24 protein-coding genes are annotated in these 23,231 nt (G+C 54.2%); 17 read left to right on the forward strand and 7 right to left on the reverse strand.

The annotated features are described in order from the left end of the window. The first annotated feature begins 30 nt into the window (after positions 1–30). The 4 genes from ACO7SM_RS10825 to rimL all read left to right on the forward strand — a co-directional run bounded on the left by ACO7SM_RS10825 (position 31) and on the right by rimL (position 4,451). Positions 31–1,539 (forward strand): carboxylesterase/lipase family protein, encoded by a 1,509-nt coding sequence (locus ACO7SM_RS10825; RefSeq protein WP_490470797.1) that lies wholly within the window; start codon positions 31–33, stop codon positions 1,537–1,539. 231 nt (positions 1,540–1,770) lie between these two features. Continuing rightward, positions 1,771–3,429, forward strand: a complete 1,659-nt coding sequence (locus ACO7SM_RS10830) for a glucan biosynthesis protein D (RefSeq protein WP_490470798.1) — start codon at positions 1,771–1,773, stop codon at positions 3,427–3,429. 167 nt (positions 3,430–3,596) lie between these two features. After that, positions 3,597–3,815, forward strand: a complete 219-nt coding sequence (locus ACO7SM_RS10835; RefSeq protein ID WP_192612273.1) for an HP1242/YdcH family protein — start codon at positions 3,597–3,599, stop codon at positions 3,813–3,815. Between the two features lie 90 nt (positions 3,816–3,905). Beyond that, positions 3,906–4,451: a 50S ribosomal protein L7/L12-serine acetyltransferase gene (gene rimL, locus ACO7SM_RS10840; RefSeq protein WP_490470799.1), complete on the forward strand. Its 546-nt coding sequence runs from the start codon at positions 3,906–3,908 to the stop codon at positions 4,449–4,451. Here the strand turns inward: rimL and ydcK are convergent. Beyond that, positions 4,443–5,423 carry a YdcK family protein gene (ydcK, locus tag ACO7SM_RS10845; RefSeq protein ID WP_490470800.1) on the reverse strand — a complete coding sequence of 327 codons (981 nt, stop codon included), beginning with the start codon at positions 5,421–5,423 and terminating at the stop codon, positions 4,443–4,445. The two genes, rimL and ydcK, sit on opposite strands and share 9 nt — an antisense overlap. A 112-nt stretch (positions 5,424–5,535) precedes the next feature. Here ydcK and tehA point away from each other — a divergent pair, with 112 nt between their 5' ends. The 3 genes from tehA to ACO7SM_RS10860 all read left to right on the forward strand — a co-directional run bounded on the left by tehA (position 5,536) and on the right by ACO7SM_RS10860 (position 7,974). Beyond that, positions 5,536–6,540, forward strand: a complete 1,005-nt coding sequence (tehA, locus tag ACO7SM_RS10850) for a dicarboxylate transporter/tellurite-resistance protein TehA (RefSeq protein WP_490470801.1) — start codon at positions 5,536–5,538, stop codon at positions 6,538–6,540. Further along, the gene (tehB, locus tag ACO7SM_RS10855; protein WP_490470802.1) at positions 6,537–7,133 is read left to right on the forward strand and encodes a tellurite resistance methyltransferase TehB; all 597 of its coding nucleotides are present in this window, start codon (positions 6,537–6,539) and stop codon (positions 7,131–7,133) included. Before tehA ends, tehB begins: the two co-directional genes overlap by 4 nt. Before the next feature lie 163 nt (positions 7,134–7,296). Continuing rightward, positions 7,297–7,974 carry a DUF3313 domain-containing protein gene (locus tag ACO7SM_RS10860; RefSeq protein WP_490470803.1) on the forward strand — a complete coding sequence of 226 codons (678 nt, stop codon included), beginning with the start codon at positions 7,297–7,299 and terminating at the stop codon, positions 7,972–7,974. Positions 7,975–8,007: 33 nt separating this feature from the next. On the opposite strand, the gene ACO7SM_RS10865 is transcribed toward ACO7SM_RS10860, so the two are convergent. Next, positions 8,008–9,177 (reverse strand): benzoate/H(+) symporter BenE family transporter, encoded by a 1,170-nt coding sequence (locus ACO7SM_RS10865; protein WP_490470804.1) that lies wholly within the window; start codon positions 9,175–9,177, stop codon positions 8,008–8,010. 94 nt (positions 9,178–9,271) lie between these two features. On the opposite strand from ACO7SM_RS10865, the gene ACO7SM_RS10870 reads away from it, so the two are divergent. Next, the gene (locus ACO7SM_RS10870) at positions 9,272–9,808 is read left to right on the forward strand and encodes a helix-turn-helix domain-containing protein (RefSeq protein WP_490470805.1); all 537 of its coding nucleotides are present in this window, start codon (positions 9,272–9,274) and stop codon (positions 9,806–9,808) included. Between the two features lie 78 nt (positions 9,809–9,886). Next, a complete protein-coding gene (locus ACO7SM_RS10875) occupies positions 9,887–11,848 on the forward strand; it encodes a peptidase U32 family protein (RefSeq protein WP_490470806.1) in 1,962 nt (653 codons plus the stop codon). Positions 11,849–11,851: 3 nt separating this feature from the next. On the opposite strand, the gene ACO7SM_RS10880 is transcribed toward ACO7SM_RS10875, so the two are convergent. The 4 genes from ACO7SM_RS10880 to ACO7SM_RS10895 form a co-directional block, all read right to left on the reverse strand. Beyond that, positions 11,852–12,082: a DUF2554 family protein gene (locus tag ACO7SM_RS10880; RefSeq protein ID WP_203361271.1), complete on the reverse strand. Its 231-nt coding sequence runs from the start codon at positions 12,080–12,082 to the stop codon at positions 11,852–11,854. 146 nt (positions 12,083–12,228) lie between these two features. Then, complete coding sequence (locus tag ACO7SM_RS10885; RefSeq protein ID WP_192612264.1) at positions 12,229–12,357, reverse strand: DUF2474 domain-containing protein; 129 nt, start codon at positions 12,355–12,357, stop codon at positions 12,229–12,231. Beyond that, complete coding sequence (cydB, locus tag ACO7SM_RS10890) at positions 12,357–13,367, reverse strand: cytochrome d ubiquinol oxidase subunit II (protein ID WP_490470807.1); 1,011 nt, start codon at positions 13,365–13,367, stop codon at positions 12,357–12,359. The genes ACO7SM_RS10885 and cydB overlap by 1 nt, the downstream gene beginning before the upstream one ends. Then, positions 13,367–14,770, reverse strand: coding sequence for a cytochrome ubiquinol oxidase subunit I (locus ACO7SM_RS10895; RefSeq protein ID WP_490470808.1), 1,404 nt, complete (start codon positions 14,768–14,770; stop codon positions 13,367–13,369). Before ACO7SM_RS10895 ends, cydB begins: the two co-directional genes overlap by 1 nt. Before the next feature lie 260 nt (positions 14,771–15,030). On the opposite strand from ACO7SM_RS10895, the gene ACO7SM_RS10900 reads away from it, so the two are divergent. The 8 genes from ACO7SM_RS10900 to patD all read left to right on the forward strand — a co-directional run bounded on the left by ACO7SM_RS10900 (position 15,031) and on the right by patD (position 22,896). Further along, a complete protein-coding gene (locus ACO7SM_RS10900; protein WP_490470809.1) occupies positions 15,031–15,207 on the forward strand; it encodes a type II toxin-antitoxin system HicA family toxin in 177 nt (58 codons plus the stop codon). Positions 15,208–15,253: 46 nt separating this feature from the next. Beyond that, the gene (locus ACO7SM_RS10905) at positions 15,254–15,670 is read left to right on the forward strand and encodes a type II toxin-antitoxin system HicB family antitoxin (RefSeq protein WP_490470924.1); all 417 of its coding nucleotides are present in this window, start codon (positions 15,254–15,256) and stop codon (positions 15,668–15,670) included. A 115-nt stretch (positions 15,671–15,785) separates the two neighbouring features. Next, positions 15,786–17,195 carry an aminotransferase-like domain-containing protein gene (locus ACO7SM_RS10910; RefSeq protein ID WP_490470810.1) on the forward strand — a complete coding sequence of 470 codons (1,410 nt, stop codon included), beginning with the start codon at positions 15,786–15,788 and terminating at the stop codon, positions 17,193–17,195. 337 nt (positions 17,196–17,532) lie between these two features. Further along, entirely contained in the window at positions 17,533–18,678 is a 1,146-nt protein-coding gene (ydcS, locus tag ACO7SM_RS10915; protein WP_490470811.1) for a putative ABC transporter substrate-binding protein YdcS, read from the forward strand. A 17-nt stretch (positions 18,679–18,695) separates the two neighbouring features. After that, complete coding sequence (locus tag ACO7SM_RS10920) at positions 18,696–19,709, forward strand: ABC transporter ATP-binding protein (RefSeq protein ID WP_490470812.1); 1,014 nt, start codon at positions 18,696–18,698, stop codon at positions 19,707–19,709. Next, positions 19,710–20,654, forward strand: a complete 945-nt coding sequence (locus ACO7SM_RS10925) for an ABC transporter permease (protein ID WP_490470813.1) — start codon at positions 19,710–19,712, stop codon at positions 20,652–20,654. It begins immediately after the preceding gene. Then, complete coding sequence (locus ACO7SM_RS10930) at positions 20,644–21,450, forward strand: ABC transporter permease (RefSeq protein ID WP_490470814.1); 807 nt, start codon at positions 20,644–20,646, stop codon at positions 21,448–21,450. Before ACO7SM_RS10925 ends, ACO7SM_RS10930 begins: the two co-directional genes overlap by 11 nt. A gap of 21 nt (positions 21,451–21,471) precedes the next feature. Continuing rightward, complete coding sequence (gene patD / locus ACO7SM_RS10935; RefSeq protein ID WP_490470815.1) at positions 21,472–22,896, forward strand: aminobutyraldehyde dehydrogenase; 1,425 nt, start codon at positions 21,472–21,474, stop codon at positions 22,894–22,896. Between the two features lie 89 nt (positions 22,897–22,985). Here the strand turns inward: patD and yncL are convergent, their stop codons facing one another. Next, positions 22,986–23,081: a stress response membrane protein YncL gene (gene yncL / locus ACO7SM_RS10940; RefSeq protein ID WP_301697096.1), complete on the reverse strand. Its 96-nt coding sequence runs from the start codon at positions 23,079–23,081 to the stop codon at positions 22,986–22,988. Positions 23,082–23,231 lie beyond the last annotated feature (150 nt).

Consider the following 23,231-nt stretch of genomic DNA (forward strand, 5'->3'; position numbering starts at 1 on the left):
ATGTAAAAGAAATCGTTTCAGGATGTTGTTATGAAAATCCCTTCCATCCCTCTGGCAGAAACACCGCAGGGGAAAATTATGGGTGTCGCACAAGGCGACATCCATCTCTGGCGTAGGATCCCCTATGCTGCGCCGCCGACAGGCGATCTGCGCTGGCGTGCGCCGCAACCCGCGCCCGCGTGGCATGGCGTTCGCCAGGCAAACGCCTTCTCCTGTGCAAGCTGGCAGGATATTGAGTACTGCAAAGCGCTTGGCGGCGGTGACCCGGGGCGTTTTTCAGAAGATTGTCTCTATTTGAATATCTGGGCCCCGGCGACGCGCTCCCGGCCATTACCCGTTATGGTCTGGCTGCATGGTGGGGGTTACACCATCGGTTCCGGGTGTTTGCCGCCTTACGATGGCGAAGCGCTGGCAAAACGAGAGGTGGTGGTGGTCACGCTCAATTACCGCCTCGGTCATCTCGGCTTTTTTGCGCATCCGGCGCTGGACGGCGAAGAGGGCGAATGCCTCAATAATTTTGCCTTACTGGATCAGATTGCGGCGCTGCGTTGGGTGCAGGACAACATCGCCGCGTTCGGGGGCGATGCGCAAAATGTCACCTTGTTTGGTGAATCCGCCGGGGCGCGCAGCGTCCTCTCATTAATGGCCTCGCCGCGTGCCAAAGGGCTTTTTCAGCGGGCGATTATTCAGAGCGGGTATACGTTGCCCGATACGCCGCGTGAGATGGCGCTCGAAAACGGCGTTGCCGTGGCGGCGCATTTTGGTTTGCAAAATGCGACGGCTGAACAACTGCGGGCCATTCCCGCGAGTCAGTTCTGGTCACTTGGCGCGCCATTAAAAATTGCGCCGACGCCCATTTCCGGCGATGCGGTTCTCCCACAACCGATGCTCGACGTCTTTTTTGCCGGGAAACAGCATCCCATGCCGGTGTTGATCGGTTCAAACAGCGATGAAGCCAGCGTGATGGCGGTGTTCGGCGTGGATCTCGCCGGAAAAATCGAACAATTACGCCGGGAGCGTCGACTGGGTCTGGGGCTTATCAGGCTGTTGTATCCCGGCGTTAAAGGCGACGAAGAGCTGGGCCGTCAGGTGTGCCGGGATATGGCGTTCACCACGCTGGGGTATGTGGTCATGCAGGCGCAGCAACGGGTCGGCGAGCCCTGCTGGCGGTACTGGTTCGATTATGTTGCAGAGAGCGAGCATGCCACCTATGCGAAGGGGGCCTGGCATGGCAATGAAGTGCCTTATGTCTTTGATACGCTGATGCTGGCGGAACCGTCGCGCTATTATGCCAATGACAACGATCGGGCGTTTGCCTCGCAGATGGCGGATTATTGGGTGAATTTCGCCCATCACGCCAGTCGCACCTGTGATGTTTTGCACGGCCCGGTACGCTGGCCTGCCTCAATTCAGGGGCGCGATCGTCTGTTGCGGATTGGGCTGGATAAATTTGCCGGTTTTAAGGTTGAAAACCGTTTTATGCGGGCGCGGATGTCACTGTTTAAGCGGGTGATGAAACATCATGTCAGCCTGGATTAACGCCGATAAACGTGTTTCAACACTGTAATACGCCTGTGCTAACTTTACATTGGAATCAGTCTGTTCCGATCGACAGAAAATATTTTCATTTTTGTACAGATTATCGGCGGGCAACAATTGGATTATTAATCGATTTTGTCTAGAGTGAGCGGTCAGAAACGTGCACTCTCTTGCCGCTGTTTTGTACCAGCGCGGGACCATTCACACGACCAGAAGGACTTACTTTCAGGTATGGATCGTAGACGATTTATTCAAGGTTCAATGGCAATGGCCGCCGTGTGCGGTACCAGTGGTATTGCATCTCTCTTTTCTCGCGCCGCCTTTGCGGCCGAATCCGATATTGCTGATGGTCAAACCGTCCGTTTTGACTTTTCTGTTCTGCAATCCATGGCGCACGACCTGGCCGATAAACCGTGGGGCGGCGCGCCGCGCGCACTGCCAAACACGCTGGCGAATCTGACGCCGCAAGCGTACAACAGCATCCAGTATGATGCCGAACACTCGCTGTGGAATAACGTTGAAGGACGCGAGCTCGATGTGCAGTTCTTCCATGTCGGGATGGGGTTCCGTCGTCGCGTGCGGATGTTCTCCGTGGATGCGGGGACGCATCAGGCGCGTGAGATCCACTTCCGCCCTGAACTGTTCAAATACAACGATGCGGGCGTCGACACCAAACAACTGGAAGGGCAGACCGACCTCGGTTTTGCCGGTTTCCGCGCGTTTAAGGCACCGGAACTGGCGCGTCGCGATATTGTGTCGTTCCTCGGCGCCAGCTATTTCCGCGCCGTCGATGACACCTACCAGTACGGTTTGTCTGCGCGCGGTCTGGCGGTCGATACCTACGCGGATAAGAAAGAAGAGTTTCCTGATTTCACAGCGTTCTGGTTTGAAACCGCGAAGCCGGGCGATACCACCTTTACGGTGTACGCGCTGTTAGACAGCCCCAGCGTCACGGGCGCCTATAAGTTTGTGATCCATTGCGAGAAAACGCAGGTGATCATGGATGTGGAAAATCACATCTATGCCCGCAAAGACATTCAGCAACTGGGCATTGCGCCAATGACCAGTATGTTTAGCTGCGGTAATAACGAACGCCGTATGTGTGACACCATTCACCCGCAAATCCACGATTCCGACCGTCTGGCCATGTGGCGCGGTAACGGTGAATGGGTCTGCCGTCCGCTGAATAATCCGCAAAAATTGCAGTTCAACGCCTACACCGACAACAACCCGAGAGGGTTTGGTCTGTTGCAGCTTGATCGTGATTTTACCCACTATCAGGACATCATGGGCTGGTATAACAAACGTCCAAGCCTGTGGGTCGAGCCGCGTAATCAATGGGGCAAGGGGACGATCGGCCTGATGGAGATCCCGACCACCGGGGAAACGCTGGACAACGTGGTCTGCTTCTGGCAACCGGAGAAAGCGATAAAAGCCGGGGATGAACTGTCGTTCAAATACCGTCTGTACTGGAGCGCACAACCGCCGGTACGCTCGCCGTTGGCGCGTGTCATGGCAACCCGTACCGGTATGGGCGGGTTCCCGGAAGGCTGGGCGCCGGGCGAACATTACCCGGAAAAATGGTCGCGTCGTTTTGCCATTGATTTCGTGGGTGGCGATCTGAAAGCGGCGGCGCCGAAGGGCATTGAGCCGGTGATTACGCTCTCCAGCGGTGAAGCGAAACAGATCGAAATTCTCTATGTTGAGCCTTTCGACGGCTATCGCATTCAGTTTGACTGGTATCCCACTTCAGACTCTACCGACCCGGTGGATATGCGCCTGTTCCTGCGCTGCCAGGGCGATGCCATCAGTGAAACCTGGCTGTATCACTACTTCCCGCCAGCGCCGGACAAACGCCGGTACGTTGACGATCGCATCATGCGCGAGTAATGTTTATCACGGCTCTTCCGTTGTGGGGGAGCCGTTTTCACCTTTCCTGCCATTGACACCTGTACACGATTTAAACTCGATCCCGTTCTCATTATTCTCTGCGCCAAATGCGTAAGCTGGCTGTGTGTATTTTCTATACACATTTTTGCCACTCACAGGGAGAGCGTATGTTTCCAGAGTACAGAGATCTCATTTCCCGACTGAAAACCGAGAATCCTCGCTTTTTGTCCTTGTTTGAAAAACACAATAAACTTGATCACGAGATTGCCCGGCTGGAGGGTTCAGATGGCCGGGGATACAATTTGGATATTGTTCGCCTGAAGAAACAGAAACTCTTGTTGAAGGACGATCTGCTTAAAATGTTGCAAAAAGAGAGCGTTGAATAACGCCTGTTCTCAAAGGGCTTCACCTGCGGTGAGGCCCTTCATCTGATACTATTCTGGCCATCTTGATTTTTACTCAGAGAATGGCCTGAAATGTCCGACATCATCCCTCTCGACGATACCTTACAACTGCGGGCGGTAGACGAAAGTCACGTTACGGCGCTGCACCAGTTGGTTCTCAAAAATAAAGTGTGGCTGCAAGCGTCGTTGAACTGGCCGCAATTCGTGAATTCTGAAGAAGATACGCGCAAAAACGTGCAGGGTAACAGGATGTTGCACGAGCGCGGCTACGCCAAAATGTACCTTATTTTTAAGCAGACCGATGTCGTGGGCGTTATTTCGTTTAATTTAATCGAACCCCTGAACAAAACAGCCTACATCGGTTACTGGCTGGATGAAGACCATCAGGGACAAGGGATCCTTTCGCGTGCGCTGCAGGGCATTATCCAGTGTTATGCGCAGCGCGGCGAGATCCGGCGGTTTGTCATCAAATGCCGGGTCGATAACGCCAGAAGCAACCGCGTAGCTATCCAAAATGGCTTTACGCTGGAAGGTTGTATGAAACAGGCTGAATTTCTCAACGGTGATTATCACGACGTCAATATGTACGCCCGTATTATCGATACCGTTTCAGAGTAAACCCGCCAGGGGGGTACGTGTAATATGCTGCTCCCCGTTAATGGTCTTTGGCCCACGCAGGTGAATAACGTCGCCGGCAAAGGCTTCCACCGTCGCCCGGTCGGTGATATCAATGCGGTGTTCTATCAACACTTCGCCGATGACACGGGTGTCGCCCTCAATTAAGACATGATCATCGAGCAGAATTGGCCCGCCGCTGAGATGGGCGCGTCCGCCGACCAGCACGTGATGTTTCAACACACAATTACCTTCCACGGTGGCGTGTTCGGCCACCTGCGAGCTGTAGCGTAGAGTGGGAATGGCGTCCTCGTCGGTTCCAGCAATGATGCGGGCGTGGCCGTACACCTTCGCGCAATCGCAAATCCAGACATTGTTTTCCGCGTTGCCTTCGATCAGGGCAAAATCAAACACTTCAGCACGGTGCTCTATAAACGCTTCATTGATTATTGCGTCGCCATAGATTTGCGCCTGATGTACCACCCGCGAGCGGCTCACCGTGGCGCGGTCATAGATTTGCAGCATCAGGTCGTTAGCGTGGGTTAACCCGATCGCGGCGATAATTTCAGACTGATGCAACACGCGGGCATCGCCAAAGAGGTGACAGACACCGCGAACCACGGAATGCTGCACGGTGACGTTGTCACTAATTCGGGCGCCATGGCTGATTTCCGCCCGATCAATCCAGCTATTGCCGCCAACCTGCGCGTCATCTTTGATAACACAATGCTGGGTAATTCGGGCATTCCCGGAAATCCGTGCGCCCGCAAAGGCAATGCTGTTTACATCATAGATCCAGCAGTGGCCGTCCTGCGCGAGAACGCAATCCGCGTCCACCCAGCCGCCGGGCGTCCCCGCTTTGACGTCGTTAAAGTCTTTCAGCGCGATAATCTGGCGCAGGAGTACGCTTTTTTTACTGCCATTCTCCTGAAAACTAAACGGTCGCTGTTCTTCACTCAGACGGTATTTGGTCATGGGTTATTTCCACTCAGTCGCTTAAGATAACCGTAGCAAATATTTCGGCTCTGGATAAACTCGCGGAAATTCCATAAAATGCATTTCAAATATACTTTATAAATTAAACAAAATGAGTAATAAAAAACAGAGCGACCGGGTGCTTAATCTACCGGCGGGATATTTTGGCATGGTTCTGGGCACCATCGGTATGGGCTTCGCGTGGCGCTACGCAAGCCATATCTGGCCTGTAAGCCACTGGGTAGGCGACGGGCTGGTGATCCTGGCGATGATCATCTGGGGATTGCTGACGCTGGCGTTTCTCAGTCGGCTGGTGCGCTTTCCCCACAGTGTGCTGGCTGAAGTGCGCCATCCGGTGATGAGCAGCTTTGTGAGTCTGTTCCCCGCGACCACTATGCTGGTCGCCATTGGCTTTGTTCCCTGGTGTCGCCCGTTATCGGTGGTGTTGTTCAGCATTGGGGTGGTCATTCAGTTGACCTACGCCGCGTGGCAAACGGCCGGGTTGTGGCGGGGCTCGCACCCTGAAGAGGCCACAACGCCGGGTTTATATTTGCCGACGGTGGCGAACAACTTTATCAGTGCGATGGCCTGCGGGGCGCTCGGCTTTAATGATGCCGGACTGGTCTTTTTAGGGGCTGGCGTGTTCTCGTGGCTGAGCCTGGAGCCGGTCATTTTGCAGCGTCTGCGCAGCGCCGGTGAGCTTCCGACGATGTTACGCACCTCACTTGGCATTCAGCTTGCGCCCGCGCTGGTGGCCTGTAGCGCCTGGCTTAGCGTCAACGGAGGAGAAGGCGACATTCTGGCGAAAATGCTGTTTGGCTACGGTCTGTTGCAACTGCTCTTTATGTTGCGACTGATGCCCTGGTATCTGTCACAACCGTTTAATGCCTCGTTCTGGAGCTTCTCGTTCGGCGTTTCTGCGCTGGCCACCACCGGATTGCATCTGGGGCACGGCGCGCCGACAGGGTTTTTCCATACTTTGTCGATCCCACTGTTTATTTTCACCAATTTAATTATTGCGTTATTGCTGGTACGTACGGTTGCATTACTGATGCAGGGAAGACTGCTGATTCGCGCCGAACGTGCAACATTACAGAAATCTGAGGATAAAAAATGACTCTTCGCGACGAAAATTACTTTACGGAAAAATACGACCTCACCCGCACCCATTCTGAAGTGTTAGAGGCGGTTAAGGTTGTCAAACCCGGAAAAACACTGGATCTGGGGTGTGGCAATGGCCGCAATAGCCTTTATCTGGCGGCCAACGGTTTCGACGTGACGGCGTGGGATAAAAACCCGATGAGTATCGCCAACGTGGAACGCATTAAAGCGGCGGAAGGGCTGGAAAATTTGCATGAAAAGATTGTCGATCTCAACACGCTACGCTTTGACGGCGAATATGATTTTATTCTTTCTACCGTGGTGTTGATGTTCCTTGAAGCCAGCACGATTCCAGGTTTGATTGCCAATATGCAGCGCTGTACAAAACCGGGAGGGTATAACCTGATCGTGGCGGCGATGGATACGGAAGACTTCCCGTGTACCGTGGGTTTCCCATTTGCTTTTAAAGAAGGCGAATTATGTCGTTATTATGAAGGCTGGGAACTGCTGAAATACAATGAAGATGTTGGGGAATTACATCGTACGGATGCTAACGGTAACCGAATTAAATTACGTTTTGCGACAATGCTGGCGCGAAAAAACGGCTAAATCTGATTGATTTACGATGATTATCATCGATTCTGCATTCGATAAGGGTTTTATCGGATGCAGAGATCAAAATTGTGCGGGCGATACCATTTTTGGTACATCGTATTTATTATCTCTTTGCTATTATTTCAGATGCATATCTTCAAAACTAAGGGATCGTTTCATGTGTGCTCAAACTTTAATAAAAGTTGCAGTGCTTACTGGTTTACTGGCGTTGTCAGGCTGTGCGTCTAAAGTCACTCAGCCAGATAAATACTCGGGTTTTTTAAAAGACTATTCTGGCCTTCAGGAAACAAAATCTGCTACGGGGCATCCGGTTTTACGTTGGGTCGATCCCAATTACAATGCGTCTAAATACGATAGCATCGTTTATAACCCGGTTACCTATTACCCGGTTCCTAAACCAAGCACTCAGGTTGGACAACAAGTTCTCGATAAACTGCTGAGCTACACCAACACCAAAATGAAAACCGCTATTGGGCAGCGTAAACCGCTGGTCGCGACCCCGGGTCCGCGTAGCCTGATCTTCCGCGGTGCAATTACCGGTGTGGATACCAGCAAAGAAGGACTGCAATTCTATGAAGTGGTTCCTGTAGCGTTAGTTATTGCAGGTACGCAGATGGCAACGGGCCACCGCGACATGGATACCAGCCTCTACTTTGAAGGCGAACTGATTGACGCGGCAACGAATAAGCCGGTGATGAAAGTTGTCCGTAAAGGTGAAGGTAAAGATCTGAACAACGAAAGCACGCCGATGGCGTTCGAAACGTTGAAGCAAGTTGTTGACGACATGGCGACTGATGCCACCATGTTTGATGTCAATAAAACGGCTCAAAAATAAGAACACTGCGCCATCTTCGGATGGCGCAATTTTTTATACTCTCCGATGTGTCAGGCGTAACGCGCCATAGCAAATCCCTCCCGCAATGAGTCCCCAAAATGCAGCGCCGATCCCCAGCAACGTCACGCCGCTTGCCGTCACTAAAAATGTGACGATAGCCGCGTCGCGTTCTGTGGCATCCATCAGCGCCTGATGCAAACTTCCGCCAATGGTGCCTAACAGGGCTAGTCCCGCAAGCATCTGGATCCAACTGGTGGGCAGGGCGGCCATCAGACTGGTGACAGAACTGCCAAACACGCCAGCCAACAGATAAAATATCCCCGCCGACGCTGCCGCCATCCAGCGACGTTTGGCGTCCGGGTGCGCCTCCGGGCTTTGGCAAATCGCTGCGGTAATGGCGGCAATGCAAATGGAGTAGACGCCAAAGGGGGAAAAGAGCAGCGCCAGAAGCCCGGTGAAAACGATCAAAGGTGAAATCGGCAACGCATAACCCGAGGCTTTCAGGGTGGCGATGCCGGGGGCATTTTGCGACGCCATCGTCACCAGAAACAGCGGTAACGCCACGCTAAGTGAGTGGGCAAAGGAAAACTGTGGGGCGATAAAGGCAGGGAGTACCGGTGAAAACTGAACACCATGCGTGACAACGTCACCTTTTAGCAGCGCAATCACCATTCCCACCACCATCGCGGCGATAATGGCATAGCGCGGCGCGATGATTTTCATCACCAGCCAGGCGAATAACATACCGGCACACAACACAAACTCACCGTCAAAACGGTGAAAGGCCTGCAAGCCAAAACGCAGCAGGATCCCCGCCAGCATGGCCGCTGCGAGAGAGTGTGGAATTATCTGCATTAGCCTTGCAAACAGCCCGGTAACCCCGCACAGGACAATCAACAGATTGGCGACAATGAAAACGCCGACCGCCTCCTGAAGCGTTAATCCCTGCAGTCCGGTGACCAGCAACGCCGCGCCAGGGGTCGACCACGCTGTCAGCACCGGCGCGCGATACCACAATGTCAGCGCGAGGGTGCTGACACCCATGGCGATGCCGAGCACCGTCATCCACCCGGCGATTTGCCCGGTGGTGGCTCCGGCGGCAATAGCGGCTTGCCAGATGATGGCAGCGGAACTCGCGTAGCCCACCAGAACGGCGACAAACCCGGACAGCACCGTCGGCAGAGGAAGAGAAAATGAACGCATGGGAACCCTCTTGTGCGTTATAGCGGTCGCTCACTGTAGCATTTGTGCGTTATAGCGTACAAGTGATAAGCTGAGTCTTTACGGGAGGAGACATATGGACAATCTGACCCACTATCTGGCGAGTACCCTGAAAACGCTGCGCCAGCAGCGTGAATGGAGTCTGTCGCGTCTGGCTGAGGCGACGGGCGTCTCAAAAGCCATGCTCGGGCAAATAGAACGCAATGAGTCCAGCCCCACGGTAGCAACGCTATGGAAGATAGCGACCGGGCTGAACGTGCCGTTTTCTACCTTTATTTCGCCACCGGAATCCGGGACGCCGCCTGCATTTGACCCACAACAACAGGCGATGGTGGTCACACCACTGTTTCCCTGGGATCCCGAGCTCTGTTTTGACCATTTTTCCATTTTGTTGGCGCCCGGCGCGCTCAGTGAATCAACCCCGCATGAACGCGGCGTTATCGAGCATGTGGTGGTCATTTCGGGTCAACTGGATATGCGCATCAACGGTGAGTGGAAAACGCTACAGGTCGGAGAGGGCGTGCGCTTTGCCGGGGACGCTGCCCACGCGTATCGCAACAGCAGTGGGCAAACCGCGCACTTTCATTCACTCATTCATTACCCACGGCGTTAAAGGGGAGAAGTATTCCGTAAATCGGTACTTCTGACTACAATAGCCGCCATTTTGCTGTTATCGGATGGTAATCACTGTATGCGCCAGCAACCTCATCACCTCGAACTGTTAAGCCCGGCCCGCGACACGTCCATCGCCCGTGAAGCGATTTTGCATGGCGCTGATGCCGTCTATATCGGCGGCCCCGGCTTTGGTGCTCGTCATAACGCCAGTAACAGCCTGAAAGATATTGCTGAACTGGTGCCATTCGCTCACCGCTATGGCGCGAAGATCTTTGTGACGCTCAATACCATTTTGCATGATGATGAACTGGAGCCCGCGCAGCGGTTGATTACCGACCTGTATCAGACCGGTGTGGACGCGCTGATTGTGCAGGATATGGGGATTCTGGAACTGGATATCCCGCCCATTGAACTGCATGCCAGCACCCAGTGTGACATTCGTAGCGTTGAAAAAGCGAAGTTTCTTGCTGATGTCGGTTTTACCCAGATTGTGCTGGCGCGCGAACTGAGTCTGAGCCAGATTCAGGCGATCCACCAGGCAACCGATGCCACTATTGAGTTCTTCGTCCACGGCGCGCTCTGTGTTGCGTACTCCGGGCAGTGCTATATCTCTCATGCGCAAACCGGACGTAGCGCCAACCGTGGCGATTGTTCCCAGGCCTGCCGACTGCCGTATACCCTCAAAGACGATCAGGGGCGAGTGGTGTCCTATGAAAAACACCTGTTATCGATGAAAGATAACGACCAGACGGCCAATCTGGGGGCGTTGATTGACGCCGGTGTGCGTTCCTTCAAGATTGAAGGGCGCTACAAAGACATGAGCTACGTGAAGAACATCACCGCCCATTACCGGCAGATGCTGGATGCGATTATCGACGATCGTAGCGACCTGGCCCGGGCATCAGCGGGACGTACTGAACATTTCTTTATTCCCTCGACGGACAAAACGTTTCATCGCGGCAGCACCGATTACTTTGTGAATGACCGCAAAGGCGACATCGGCGCGTTTGATTCACCGAAATTTATTGGTCTTCCGGTCGGTGAAGTTCTGAAAGTGGCAAAAGATCATCTGGACGTCGACGTCACGGAACCGCTGTCCAACGGTGACGGATTAAATGTGCTGATTAAGCGCGACGTGGTCGGTTTTCGCGCCAACACCGTTGAAAAAACGGGGCAGAATCGTTATCGCGTCTGGCCAAATGAGATGCCCGCGGATCTGCACAAGGTGCGTCCTCATCACCCGCTTAATCGCAACCTGGATCACAACTGGCAGCAGGCCTTAACCAAAACCTCCAGTGAACGCCGCGTGGCGGTTGATATTGAACTGGGCGGCTGGCAGGAACAACTGTTCTTAACGCTGACCAGCGAAGAGGGCGTCAGTATCACGCACAGTCTGGACGGTCAGTTCGACGAAGCTAACAATGCTGAAAAAGCGCTGAGCAACTTAAAAGATGGCTTAGCCAAACTGGGGCAGACGATGTACTACGCCCGTCACGTTGAAGTGGCGCTGCCCGGTGCGCTGTTTGTGCCGAACAGCGTGCTTAACCAGTTCCGGCGGGAAGCCACCGAGATGCTCGACGCCGCGCGTCTTGCCAGTTATCAACGCGGTCAACGTAAACCGGTGGCAGAGCCCGCGCCGGTTTATCCGGAATCCCATCTCAGTTTTCTGGCGAATGTCTATAACCGCAAGGCACGTGAGTTTTACCACCGTTATGGCGTGCAACTGATTGATTCGGCCTATGAAGCGCATGAAGAAAAAGGCGACGTGCCGGTGATGATCACCAAGCACTGTCTGCGTTTTGCGTTTAACCTGTGCCCGAAACAGGCGAAAGGCAGTATCAAGAGCTGGAAGGCCACGCCAATGCAACTGGTTCACGGCGATGAAGTGCTGACGCTGAAGTTTGATTGTCGTCCGTGTGAAATGCATGTCATCGGCAAGATCAAAAATCATATTCTGAAAATGCCGATGCCGGGAAGTGTGGTGGCCTCGGTCAGCCCGGACGAACTGATGAAAACGCTGCCAAAGCGTAAAGGCTGAGTGTTAGCGAAAATGGGTTTCAGGCTTGCGTGATTTTTGCCAGTAGTGGTGCTCGCGCAAGCCTTCCGCAGACTCTTCCGCCACCGTACGAAGTTCATCGCTGTCCGCTTCATGGCGAAGCTGATGATCCACGTTTTTTACCCACAAAAATGTGTGCCCTTTGTGTCCCGCCATCAACTGACCCGAAAACAGCGCGCAGGTCAGCAACATTACTGATAACGCTTTCGTAAACATCATGCCACCGTCTGATCACCTTTTGCGGCTATCATGCCCACGGTTTCGTCGGGTTATTATTCAAAAATTCAAATTTGCGAAAAGACTTTGTCAGCGAGTGCTGAAGAAGGGTGTGAGCCGGGAGCGGACAACTCCCGGCTGACGGACTAATGTGCTTTAAACCCGGCTGCCGCCATCAATACGCGAAAGAACATGCCCACGGCGGCCAGCGCCAGCACGCTGCCTCCCCACAAAATAACCAACCACATCAAGCGCTTCCAGACAGAGTGTTCCATCAATGATACCCCTCGCCATGTTGAACTTTTCCACGAAATACGTAATAGCTCCAGAAGGTGTAAACCAGGATGACCGGGATAATCAGCAGCGCGCCAACCAACATAAAGCCCTGACTTTGCGCGGGCGCCGCCGCCTGCCATAGGGTAATAGACGGCGGAATAATGTGCGGCCAAATACTGATCCCCAGACCACTGAAACCGAGGAAAATCAGCCCTAATGTCAGGACAAACGGCAGCGCGTGGCTTTCAGGCTGGTTCAGCGATCGCCACAGCCACAGGCTGCAAAGCCCAACGAGCACCGGCACGGGGAGCAGGAACCACAGATTTGGCAGACTAAACCAGCGGGCGGCAATGTCACTGTGCGCCAGCGGCGTCCAGAGACTGATGACGGCAATCACCAGTAATAACGCCATCAGCCATTTTTTCGCCGCCGTCCGCATTTTATCCTGCAACGGGTTTTCGCTTTTCATGACCAGCCAGGTTGCGCCCAGTAACGCATAGGCCACGACCAGTCCGGCACCGCAAAACAGCGTGAAAGGCGTCAGCCAGTCGAATGGCCCACCGCTGTAACTGCGCCCGGTGACGGAAAATCCGTTGATCACCGCGCCGACGACCACCCCCTGCGAAAATGTCGCGAGTATCGATCCGCCCAGAAAGGCGTTATCCCAGAACGGTCGGTGCGCAGGAGTGGCCTTGAAACGAAACTCAAAGGCGACGCCGCGAAAGATTAATCCCATCAGCATCAGCGTGAGTGGGATGGTCAGCGCATCGACAATCACCGCATAAGCCAGCGGAAACGCGCCGAATAATCCCGCGCCGCCCAGCACCAGCCAGGTTTCGTTGCCGTCCCAGACCGGGGCGACGCTATTGACCATCACATCGCGATCGTCGGCATCCCGGGTAGCGGGGAACAGAATACCGATCCCCAAATCGAAGCCGTCCATCACGATATACATCAACGTGGCGAACACGATGATAACAAACCAGATTACTGATAAATCAATACCCATTAGCGATGTGCCTCTTGTTGAGCGTCGAGGACAGCAGCAGAAAGCGGCCGTGCAGGCGTACCGGTTGGCGGAAGGGTTGGGTCATCTTCCTGCGGCCCTTTGCGGATAAGGCGGATCATGTAGCTGTAGCCGACGCCAAACACGGAACTGTAGACCACGAAGAAACCCAGCAGACTGATGCTCATGTGCAGATCGCCGTGGGCGGAGACAGCATCGGCGGTACGTTGCAGACCATAAACCACCCAGGGCTGGCGACCAACTTCGGTCGTTACCCATCCGGCCAGAATGGCGATCAACCCTGAAGGCCCCATCCATAATGCAAAGCGCAGGAACGGTCGCGAAGTGTACAGCCGCTCTTTGTAGCGCAGCCATAGCGCGAGGGCGCCCAACAGAATCATCAACATGCCCAGTCCTGCCATTATGCGAAACGACCAGAACACCATGGTTGAATTAGGGCGATCCTGTTTCGGAAACTCTTTCAGCGCGGGAACCTGTTTATCCAGACTGTGCGTGAGGATCAGGCTACCCAGCGCGGGGATCGCCAGCCCGTAGTGGGTGCGTTCCTGCTCCATATCCGGCCAGCCAAACAGCAGCAGCGGCGTGGGCTCGCCGGGAGGATTCTCCCAGTGACCTTCGATGGCGGCGATTTTCGCCGGTTGATGCTTCAGCGTATTCAGCCCATGCATATCGCCGATCACGGCCTGGAGTGGCGCGATGATTAACGTCATCCACAGCGCCATCGAAAACATCGCACGAATGGCAGGGGAATTATTGCCGCGCAACAGGTGCCAGGCCGCAGAAGCCGCCACAAACAATGCGCTGCTCAGGAATGCCGCCACCGACATATGTAACAGGCGATAAGGGAAAGAGGGGTTGAAAATAACGGCAAACCAGTCAACCGGCACGACCTGGCCGTTGATGATTTCATACCCTTGCGGCGTCTGCATCCAACTGTTTGAGGCGAGGATCCAGAAGGTAGAGATAATGGTGCCCAGCGCCACCATGCAGGTAGAGAAAAAGTGCAAACCGGGGCCCACTTTGTGCCAGCCAAACAGCATCACGCCGAGGAATCCAGCCTCCAGGAAGAAGGCGGTAAGCACCTCATAGGTGAGCAACGGGCCGGTAATACTGCCCGCGAACTCGGAAAAACCGCTCCAGTTAGTGCCAAACTGGTAGGCCATCACCAGACCGGAAACGACCCCCATACCAAAGTTAACGGCGAAGATTTTCGACCAAAAATGGTACAGCGAACGCCAGGTAGGGTTTTTCGTTTTCAGCCAGAGGCCTTCCAGTACCGCCAGATAACTGGCGAGCCCAATGGTTATCGCGGGGAAAATAATGTGGAAAGAAACCGTAAACGCGAACTGAATTCGCGCCAGGTGAAACGCATCAAGACCGAACATGCCCAACTCCACGGAGAAAATTGATTCAGCGCAATTTTAAGCGTCCGGCATGTTCAGTGGCAGAAACAGAATCTGCTTATTTAACCATAACAGTTGCACGCTGTTATGTGTTGTGGCGATAAACGCGATTCTGGAATCCGCATTCCCGTTTTTAAATGCCGCAGACACAGAATGAAGAAAAGCGTGATATAGAGACTAAAAAGAGAGGCAGGTAAACATAAACGTTTACTTTGTGGTTATAATACCCCGTTGGGGGCGCAGTGAAGCAAAGCGAATTAAGACGCTGGCTTGAATCTCAGGGCGTTGAAGTGACAAATGGCGCGAACCATTTGAAACTGAGATATCACGGAAAATGCAGCGTCATGCCCAGACATCCCGGCGATGAGATAAAAGAACCGTTGCGTAAAGCCATACTAAAGCAACTGGGTTTGCGTTGATCATCACGGATAAGAGGTTGACCACATGCGAGAGTTTCAAATCAATATGCGCTATCCCGTCAATTTAACGCCCGCGCCAGAAGGCGGTTATGTTGTGTCGTTCCCTGACATCCCGGAGGCACTAACACAGGGTGATACGCGTCAGGAATCTTTAGCGGCGGCCTATGATGCGCTGATGACCGCGTTAGAATTTTATTTTGAAGACAATGAACCGATACCGCAGCCTTCGGTGCGTTACGATGCGGATGCCTACGTGGAAGTTCCGCTAAGCGTGACCTCCAAGGTTTTGTTACTCAACGCGTTTCTGGAATCCAGCATCACGCAGCAGGAGTTGGCGTCGCGGATTGGCAAGCCAAAACAAGAAATCACCCGGCTCTTTGATTTACGCCATTCGACGAAAATTGATACCGTCCAGGCTGCGGCCAAAGCGCTGGGGAAAGAACTAAAACTGACGCTGGTGTGACAAGCACGTGGGTAACAGGTTTTGTGCTAAATTGTTCATAACAGTTATCAAAAATCCGTCGATTATGTAAACTGATATACATTGCGTTTATCCCTGCATGCGTTCAGGAAGAGAAATGAAGAAATATCAGCGACTGGCCGAACAGATTCGCGATCAAATCGCCTCCGGCGTGTGGCAGCCTGGCGATCGTTTGCCCTCGTTGCGAGAGCAGGTTGCCAGTAGCGGCATGAGCTTTATGACCGTCGGTCATGCGTATCAGTTGCTGGAAAGTCAGGGGCGTATTATTGCCCGCCCGCAATCGGGTTACTATGTGGCGCCGCGTCCGGTACGCCAGCCTGTTGTGCCGCCTGCACAGGTTATGCGCGATGAAGCGGTGGACATCAATACCTACATTTTTGAGATATTACAGGCCAGCCGGGACGCCTCCGTCATGCCGTTTGCCTCGGCGTTTCCCGACCCGCGACTCTTCCCCTTACAACAGCTTAACCGTTCCCTGGCTCAGGTCAGCAAGACCGCCACGGCGATGAGCGTCATTGAAAACCTGCCGCCGGGAAATGCCGAACTGCGCCACGCGATTGCGCGCCGTTATGCCCAGCAAGGCATTACCGTCTCTCCTGATGAAATCGTTATCACGGCCGGGGCGTTGGAGGCGTTAAACCTCAGCCTGCAGGCCGTGACCGAACCCGGCGACTGGGTGATTGTTGAAAACCCCTGTTTCTACGGCGCATTGCAGGCGTTAGAACGGTTACGCCTAAAAGCGCTGTCGGTGGCGACCGATGTCAAAGAGGGCATAGATTTGGCGGCGCTGGAACAGGCGTTACAGGAGTATCCGGTGAAAGCGTGCTGGCTGATGACCAACAGCCAAAACCCGCTCGGTTTCACGCTCAGCCCACAGAAAAAGGCGCGACTGGTCGCACTGCTGGAAACCTACAAGGTGATGCTGATAGAAGATGATGTCTACAGCGAACTCTATTTTGGTCGTGAAAAACCCTTGCCCGCCAAAGCCTGGGATCGCAGCGACCGGGTACTGCATTGTTCGTCGTTTTCGAAATGTCTGGTGCCCGGATTTCGCATCGGCTGGGTTGCGGCGGGGCAGCACGCCCGGCAAATCCAGCGGCTGCAACTGATGAGCACGCTCTCCACCAGTTCGCCGATGCAACTGGCGTTGGTGGATTATCTCGCGACCCGTCGTTACGACGCCCATTTGCGCCGTTTACGCCGCCAGCTCGCCGAGCGCAAGCAACAGGCCTGGCAAACGCTGCTCCGCCACCTTCCGGCAGAGGTCAAAATACACCATAACGACAGTGGCTATTTTCTCTGGCTGGAGCTGCCTGATTCGCTGGATGCCGGAGAATTGAGCGCACAAGCGCTGGCGCATCACATCAGTATCGCGCCTGGAAAAATGTTTTCTACCGCGGATACCTGGACGCGTTTCTTTCGGTTTAATACCGCGTGGCCCTGGGGAGAAAGAGAAGAGCAGGCGGTGAAACAACTCGGAAATCTAATTCGCGACATGCTGAAATAAATTCTCTGGCGCTATTGTTTTAATTTGAATAGCGCCGGGGCTTTTTCAAAATAATTATTCATTATCGATTGTTAATTCCATCGCTATTAACGTATTGCCGGTCATAGGAAATTTGAATAGCCCGCTGTATTTTTCCGCTGCGCCCTAACTCATTGTCTATACTCCAGAAGATTTAGCATTGCCGCTGCAATCCGCAGCGTAATGCGTGTCAGCTCACAACCTGATTAAATTTCCTTGCCCCGACAGGTGCGCTTCAAAGGCGCCGACTATTTTTAGGAAAGGACATATATTTACGGCACGGCTGCCGCTCAATACTTTTCGACAGGAGTAAGACGTTATGAGCAAGAAATTTGCCCGCAGCAGCCTGTGTGCGCTCGGTATGACATTGATGACCGCACACGCCGCCGAACCGCCCACCTCATTAGAAAAACCGGAAGGTCGCCTCGATATTATCGCCTGGCCTGGTTACATCGAACGGGGTCAAACCGATAAACAGTACGACTGGGTCACCCAGTTTGAAAAAGAGACGGGCTGTGCGGTCAATGTGAAAACTGCCGCAACGTCAGATGAGATGGTGAGTCTGATGGCAAAAGGGGGCTACGATCTGGTGACCGCCTCGGGAGATGCGTCGCTGCGACTGATTATGGGCAAACGCGTGCAACCGATTAACACGGCGTTGATCCCCAACTGGAAAGAGGTCGATCCGCGCGTCGTGAAAGGCGAGTGGTTTAACGTCGACGGCAAGGTTTACGGCACGCCATATCAGTGGGGGCCGAATCTGTTGATGTACAACACCAAAACCTTCCCAACGCCGCCGGACAGTTGGGGCGTGGTGTTTGTTAAGCAGGATTTCCCGGATGGTAAAACAAACCAGGGACGCGTTCAGGCTTACGATGGCCCAATCTATCTTGCGGATGCCGCGTTATACCTGAAAGCCACCCAACCGAAATTAGGCATTACCGACCCGTACCAACTGAATGAGAGACAGTATCAGGCCGTACTCGAAGTCCTGCGCACCCAGCACGGTTTGATCCATCGCTACTGGCACGATACCACCGTGCAAATGAGTGATTTCAAAAATGAAGGCGTGGTCGCCTCGGGCGCCTGGCCTTATCAGGCGAATGCGCTGAAAGCCGAAGGCCAGCCTATCGCCACGGTCTTTCCAAAAGAAGGGGTGACCGGCTGGGCCGATACCACCATGTTGCACAGCGAAGCCAAACACCCGGTGTGTGCGTATAAGTGGATGAACTGGTCGCTGACGCCGAAAGTGCAGGGCGATGTCGCCGCCTGGTTTGGTTCTCTGCCCGTGGTGCCCAATGGCTGTAAAGCCAGCCCGTTGTTGGGTGAAAAAGGGTGTGAAACCAACGGCTACAACTTCTTCGACAAAATCGCTTTCTGGAAAACGCCGATCGCGGAAGGCGGCAAATTTGTGCCTTACAGCCGTTGGACGCAGGACTACATTGCCATTATGGGCGGTCGCTAATTCCTCTGGGGTGATTTATGACGTACGCAGTGGAATTTGAGAACGTCTCACGCCTGTACGGTGACGTACGGGCGGTGGATGGCGTCAGTATTGCGATAAATGACGGTGAGTTTTTTTCGATGCTGGGGCCATCCGGCTCCGGCAAAACAACCTGCTTACGCTTGATTGCAGGTTTTGAGCAGCTCTCCGGCGGTGAAATTAAAATTTTTGGTCAGCACGCCAGCGAACTGCCGCCCTGGGAGCGGGACGTCAACACCGTCTTCCAGGATTACGCGCTGTTCCCGCATATGTCGATTCTCGACAACGTCGCGTACGGACTGATGGTCAAAGGCGTTGCTAAAAAACAGCGTTATGCACAGGCCCAGGAGGCGCTGGAAAAAGTCGCCCTGGGTTTTGCGTACGGACGTAAACCTTCACAGCTTTCCGGTGGACAACGCCAGCGTGTGGCAATTGCCCGCGCGCTGGTCAATCAGCCGCGGGTGCTCCTGCTGGATGAACCGTTGGGTGCGCTCGATCTCAAATTGCGCGAGCAGATGCAGTTTGAGTTGAAAAAATTGCAGCAGTCGCTCGGCATTACCTTCATCTTCGTCACGCACGATCAGGGTGAGGCGCTGTCGATGTCGGATCGCGTGGCGGTGTTCAACAATGGCCGTATCGAGCAGGTTGACTCTCCCCATGAACTCTATATGCGACCGCGTACGCCCTTTGTGGCGGGATTTGTCGGGACATCAAATGTGTTTGATGCGCCGATGGCCTCCCGTGTCTGCGGCCTTGACGGAACGTACTCGCTGCGCCCGGAACATATTCGGTTAAACGTTCCGGGTGAAGTGCAGACGGCGGGGGTGATTCAGGCGGTGCAGTATCAGGGGGCGGCGACCCGGTTTGAGCTGAAACTGAGCGGCGGCGAAAAACTGCTGGTCAGTCAGGCCAACCTGACGGGGGAAAGTTTGCCCCCGGCGCTGTCGCCAGGACAAAACGTGATGGCGTCATGGTCACGCAATGTCATGGTGCCGTTGATTGAGGAGAGGTAAATGGCAATGAGCGTATTACATTCGCCCTCTCCATCAAAACGCCTGAGTAAAATCTCCGGATTTTTCTGGCGCAACCCTGGGCTGGGGCTGTTCCTGCTGCTGTTGGGGCCGTTGATGTGGTTTGGCATCGTCTATTTTGGATCATTGCTGACGTTGCTGTGGCAAGGGTTCTATACCTTTGACGATTTCACCATGTCAGTAACGCCAGACCTGACGCTGGCCAACTTACAGGCGCTGTTTAATCCCGCAAACTACGACATCATTTTGCGAACGCTGACGATGGCAGTGGCGGTGACGATCGCCAGCGCGATTCTGGCGTTTCCGATGGCCTGGTATATGGCGCGTTACACTCGCGGCAAAATGAAAGCCTTTTTCTACATCGCGGTCATGCTGCCGATGTGGGCCAGTTACATTGTCAAAGCCTATGCCTGGACACTGCTGTTGGCAAAAGACGGCGTGGCGCAGTGGTTCCTGACCCATATGGGGCTGGAACCACTGCTGACCTCGTTTCTGATGCTGCCCGCAGTGGGCGGCAACACGCTGTCGACCTCCGGCTTTGGGCGTTTTCTGGTGTTTGTCTATATCTGGCTGCCGTTCATGATCCTTCCCGTTCAGGCCGCGCTGGAACGTTTGCCGCCGTCACTGCTACAGGCGTCAGCCGATCTGGGCGCGCGCCCAGGACAAACCTTTCGCTACGTGGTGCTACCGCTGGCTATTCCGGGGATCGCGGCGGGATCTATCTTTACCTTTTCGCTGACCCTGGGCGATTTTATCGTGCCGCAACTGGTGGGGCCGCCCGGCTTTTTCATCGGCAACATGGTCTATTCGCAACAAGGGGCGATCGGCAATATGCCGATGGCGGCGGCTTTCACGTTAGTGCCGATTGTATTGATTGCACTGTATCTGGCGTTCGTGAAACGCCTGGGAGCGTTCGATGCACTCTGAACGCGCACCTTTTTTCCTCAAACTGGCCGCCTGGGGCGGGGTGATTTTTCTTCATTTCCCGATACTGATTATCGCGACCTATGCGTTTAACACCGAAGATGCGGCGTTTAGTTTTCCGCCTCAGGGGCTGACGCTACGCTGGTTTAGCGTCGCGGCGCAACGCAGCGATATCCTGGAGTCCGTGACGTTGTCACTTAAAATCGCCGCGTTATCCACCGGGCTCGCGCTGGTGCTGGGAACGCTGGCGGCCGCTGCGCTGTGGCGACGCGACTTCTTTGGTAAGAATGCCATTTCGCTGCTGTTGCTGCTGCCGATTGCGCTGCCGGGGATTATCACCGGTCTGGCCTTACTGACCGCATTTAAGACCATTAATCTGGAGCCGGGCTTTTTCACCATCGTGGTGGGCCATGCGACGTTTTGCGTGGTGGTGGTGTTCAACAACGTGATCGCCCGTTTCCGACGCACCTCCTGGAGTCTGGTGGAAGCGTCAATGGATCTTGGTGCCAATGGCTGGCAAACCTTCCGCTACGTGGTGCTGCCCAATCTAGGGTCTGCGCTGCTGGCGGGCGGCATGTTGGCGTTTGCGCTCTCCTTCGATGAGATCATCGTCACCACATTCACTGCCGGACATGAACGGACGTTGCCGCTGTGGCTGCTCAATCAACTGGGACGACCGCGCGATGTCCCGGTGACAAACGTTGTGGCATTGCTGGTGATGCTGGTGACAACGATTCCGATTTTAGGTGCCTGGTGGCTAACACGTGAAGGCGACTCGCTCGCCGAAAACGGTAAATAAACGACGATATGGGAAAATGCTATGCAACATCAATTACTGATTAACGGTGAGCTGGTCAGCGGTGAAGGTGAAAAGCAACCCGTTTACAACCCCGCGACGGGCGAGGTGATTCTGGAGATTGCGGAAGCCTCACCCGCGCAGGTCGATGCCGCCGTGCGGGCGGCCGATCGCGCTTTTGTCGAATGGGGGCACACCACGCCGAAGTCCCGTGCCGATCTGCTGCTTAAGCTGGCCGATACGATCGAAGCTAACGCCGGGGTTTTTGCCGCGCTGGAATCGCAAAACTGCGGCAAACCGCTGCACTGCGTACTGAACGATGAGATCCCGGCAATTGTCGACGTGTTTCGCTTTTTTGCCGGGGCGGCGCGTTGCCTGAACGGTCTGGCCGCGGGGGAATATCTGGAAGGGCACACCTCGATGATCCGTCGTGACCCGGTCGGCGTTGTCGCCTCTATCGCCCCGTGGAACTACCCGCTGATGATGGCGGCCTGGAAACTGGCGCCCGCGCTGGCGGCAGGGAACTGTGTGGTGATTAAACCCTCTGAAATCACTCCGCTTACGGCGCTGAAACTGGCCGAATTTGCAAAAGACATTTTCCCCGCTGGCGTGATTAACGTGCTGTTCGGTCGCGGGAAAACGGTGGGTGACCCGCTGACGGGTCATGAGAAGGTGCGCATGGTTTCCCTGACCGGCTCCATCGCCACGGGCGAGCACATTATCAGTCATACTGCGCCGTCGATTAAACGCACCCACATGGAGTTGGGTGGTAAAGCCCCGGTGATTGTCTTCGACGATGCAGATCTGGACGCCGTGGTCGAGGGGGTACGCACCTTTGGATTCTACAATGCCGGGCAAGACTGTACCGCCGCCTGCCGGATTTATGCCCAGAAAGGGGTTTATAACGCGTTGGTTGAGAAACTCGGTGCAGCCGTCGCCAGCCTGAAGACCGGCGCGCCGGAAGATGAAACCACAGAGTTGGGGCCGTTGAGTTCGCTGGCCCATCTTGAGCGGGTAAGCAAAGCGGTGGAAGAGGCGAAAGCGCTCGGCCATATCAAGGTCATCACCGGCGGTCAGAAAGTGGCGGGGGCGGGGTACTATTTTGCGCCAACACTGTTGGCGGGCGCGAAACAGGAAGATGCCATTGTGCAGCGCGAAGTATTCGGCCCAGTGGTGAGCGTCACCGTCTTTGACGATGAAGAACAGGTGCTGGCGTGGGCGAACGACACGCAGTACGGGCTGGCGTCATCGGTGTGGACGCGGGATGTTGGTCGGGCGCATCGTCTGAGCGCCAGACTGCAGTATGGGTGTACCTGGGTGAATACCCATTTCATGTTAGTCAGCGAAATGCCGCACGGTGGACAAAAACTGTCGGGGTACGGTAAGGATATGTCACTGTATGGATTAGAAGATTACACCGTTGTCCGCCACGTCATGGTTAAGCATTAACGGAACGTGTCATCCACAGAAAGGTCTGAAGTCGATGGCAGAGAGGAGAAATTCTCTCTGCCATTCTACATTGCAAGCACGGTATTAAATTAAGAAAACCAGCCAAATCTCAAAGAGATAAGACCAAAAAGCCCCACAGCAGCAAAGACATTTATCAGCACTACGGTTCTACTGGAAACATTCATTTTTGCCACCTTTTTATATTGCCCTTATGTGTATAGTACGGCTTCAAACTATTCGCAATAGTACTTATTACAGACATGACAGAGTTGTGTTGGACTTCTGTTAAATCCGTAACTCAAAGCAATAAAGCTTGATGCAGATCAAAAAAGGGA

The sequence above is a fragment of the Citrobacter sp. LJND-P06 genome (assembly GCF_058188415.1).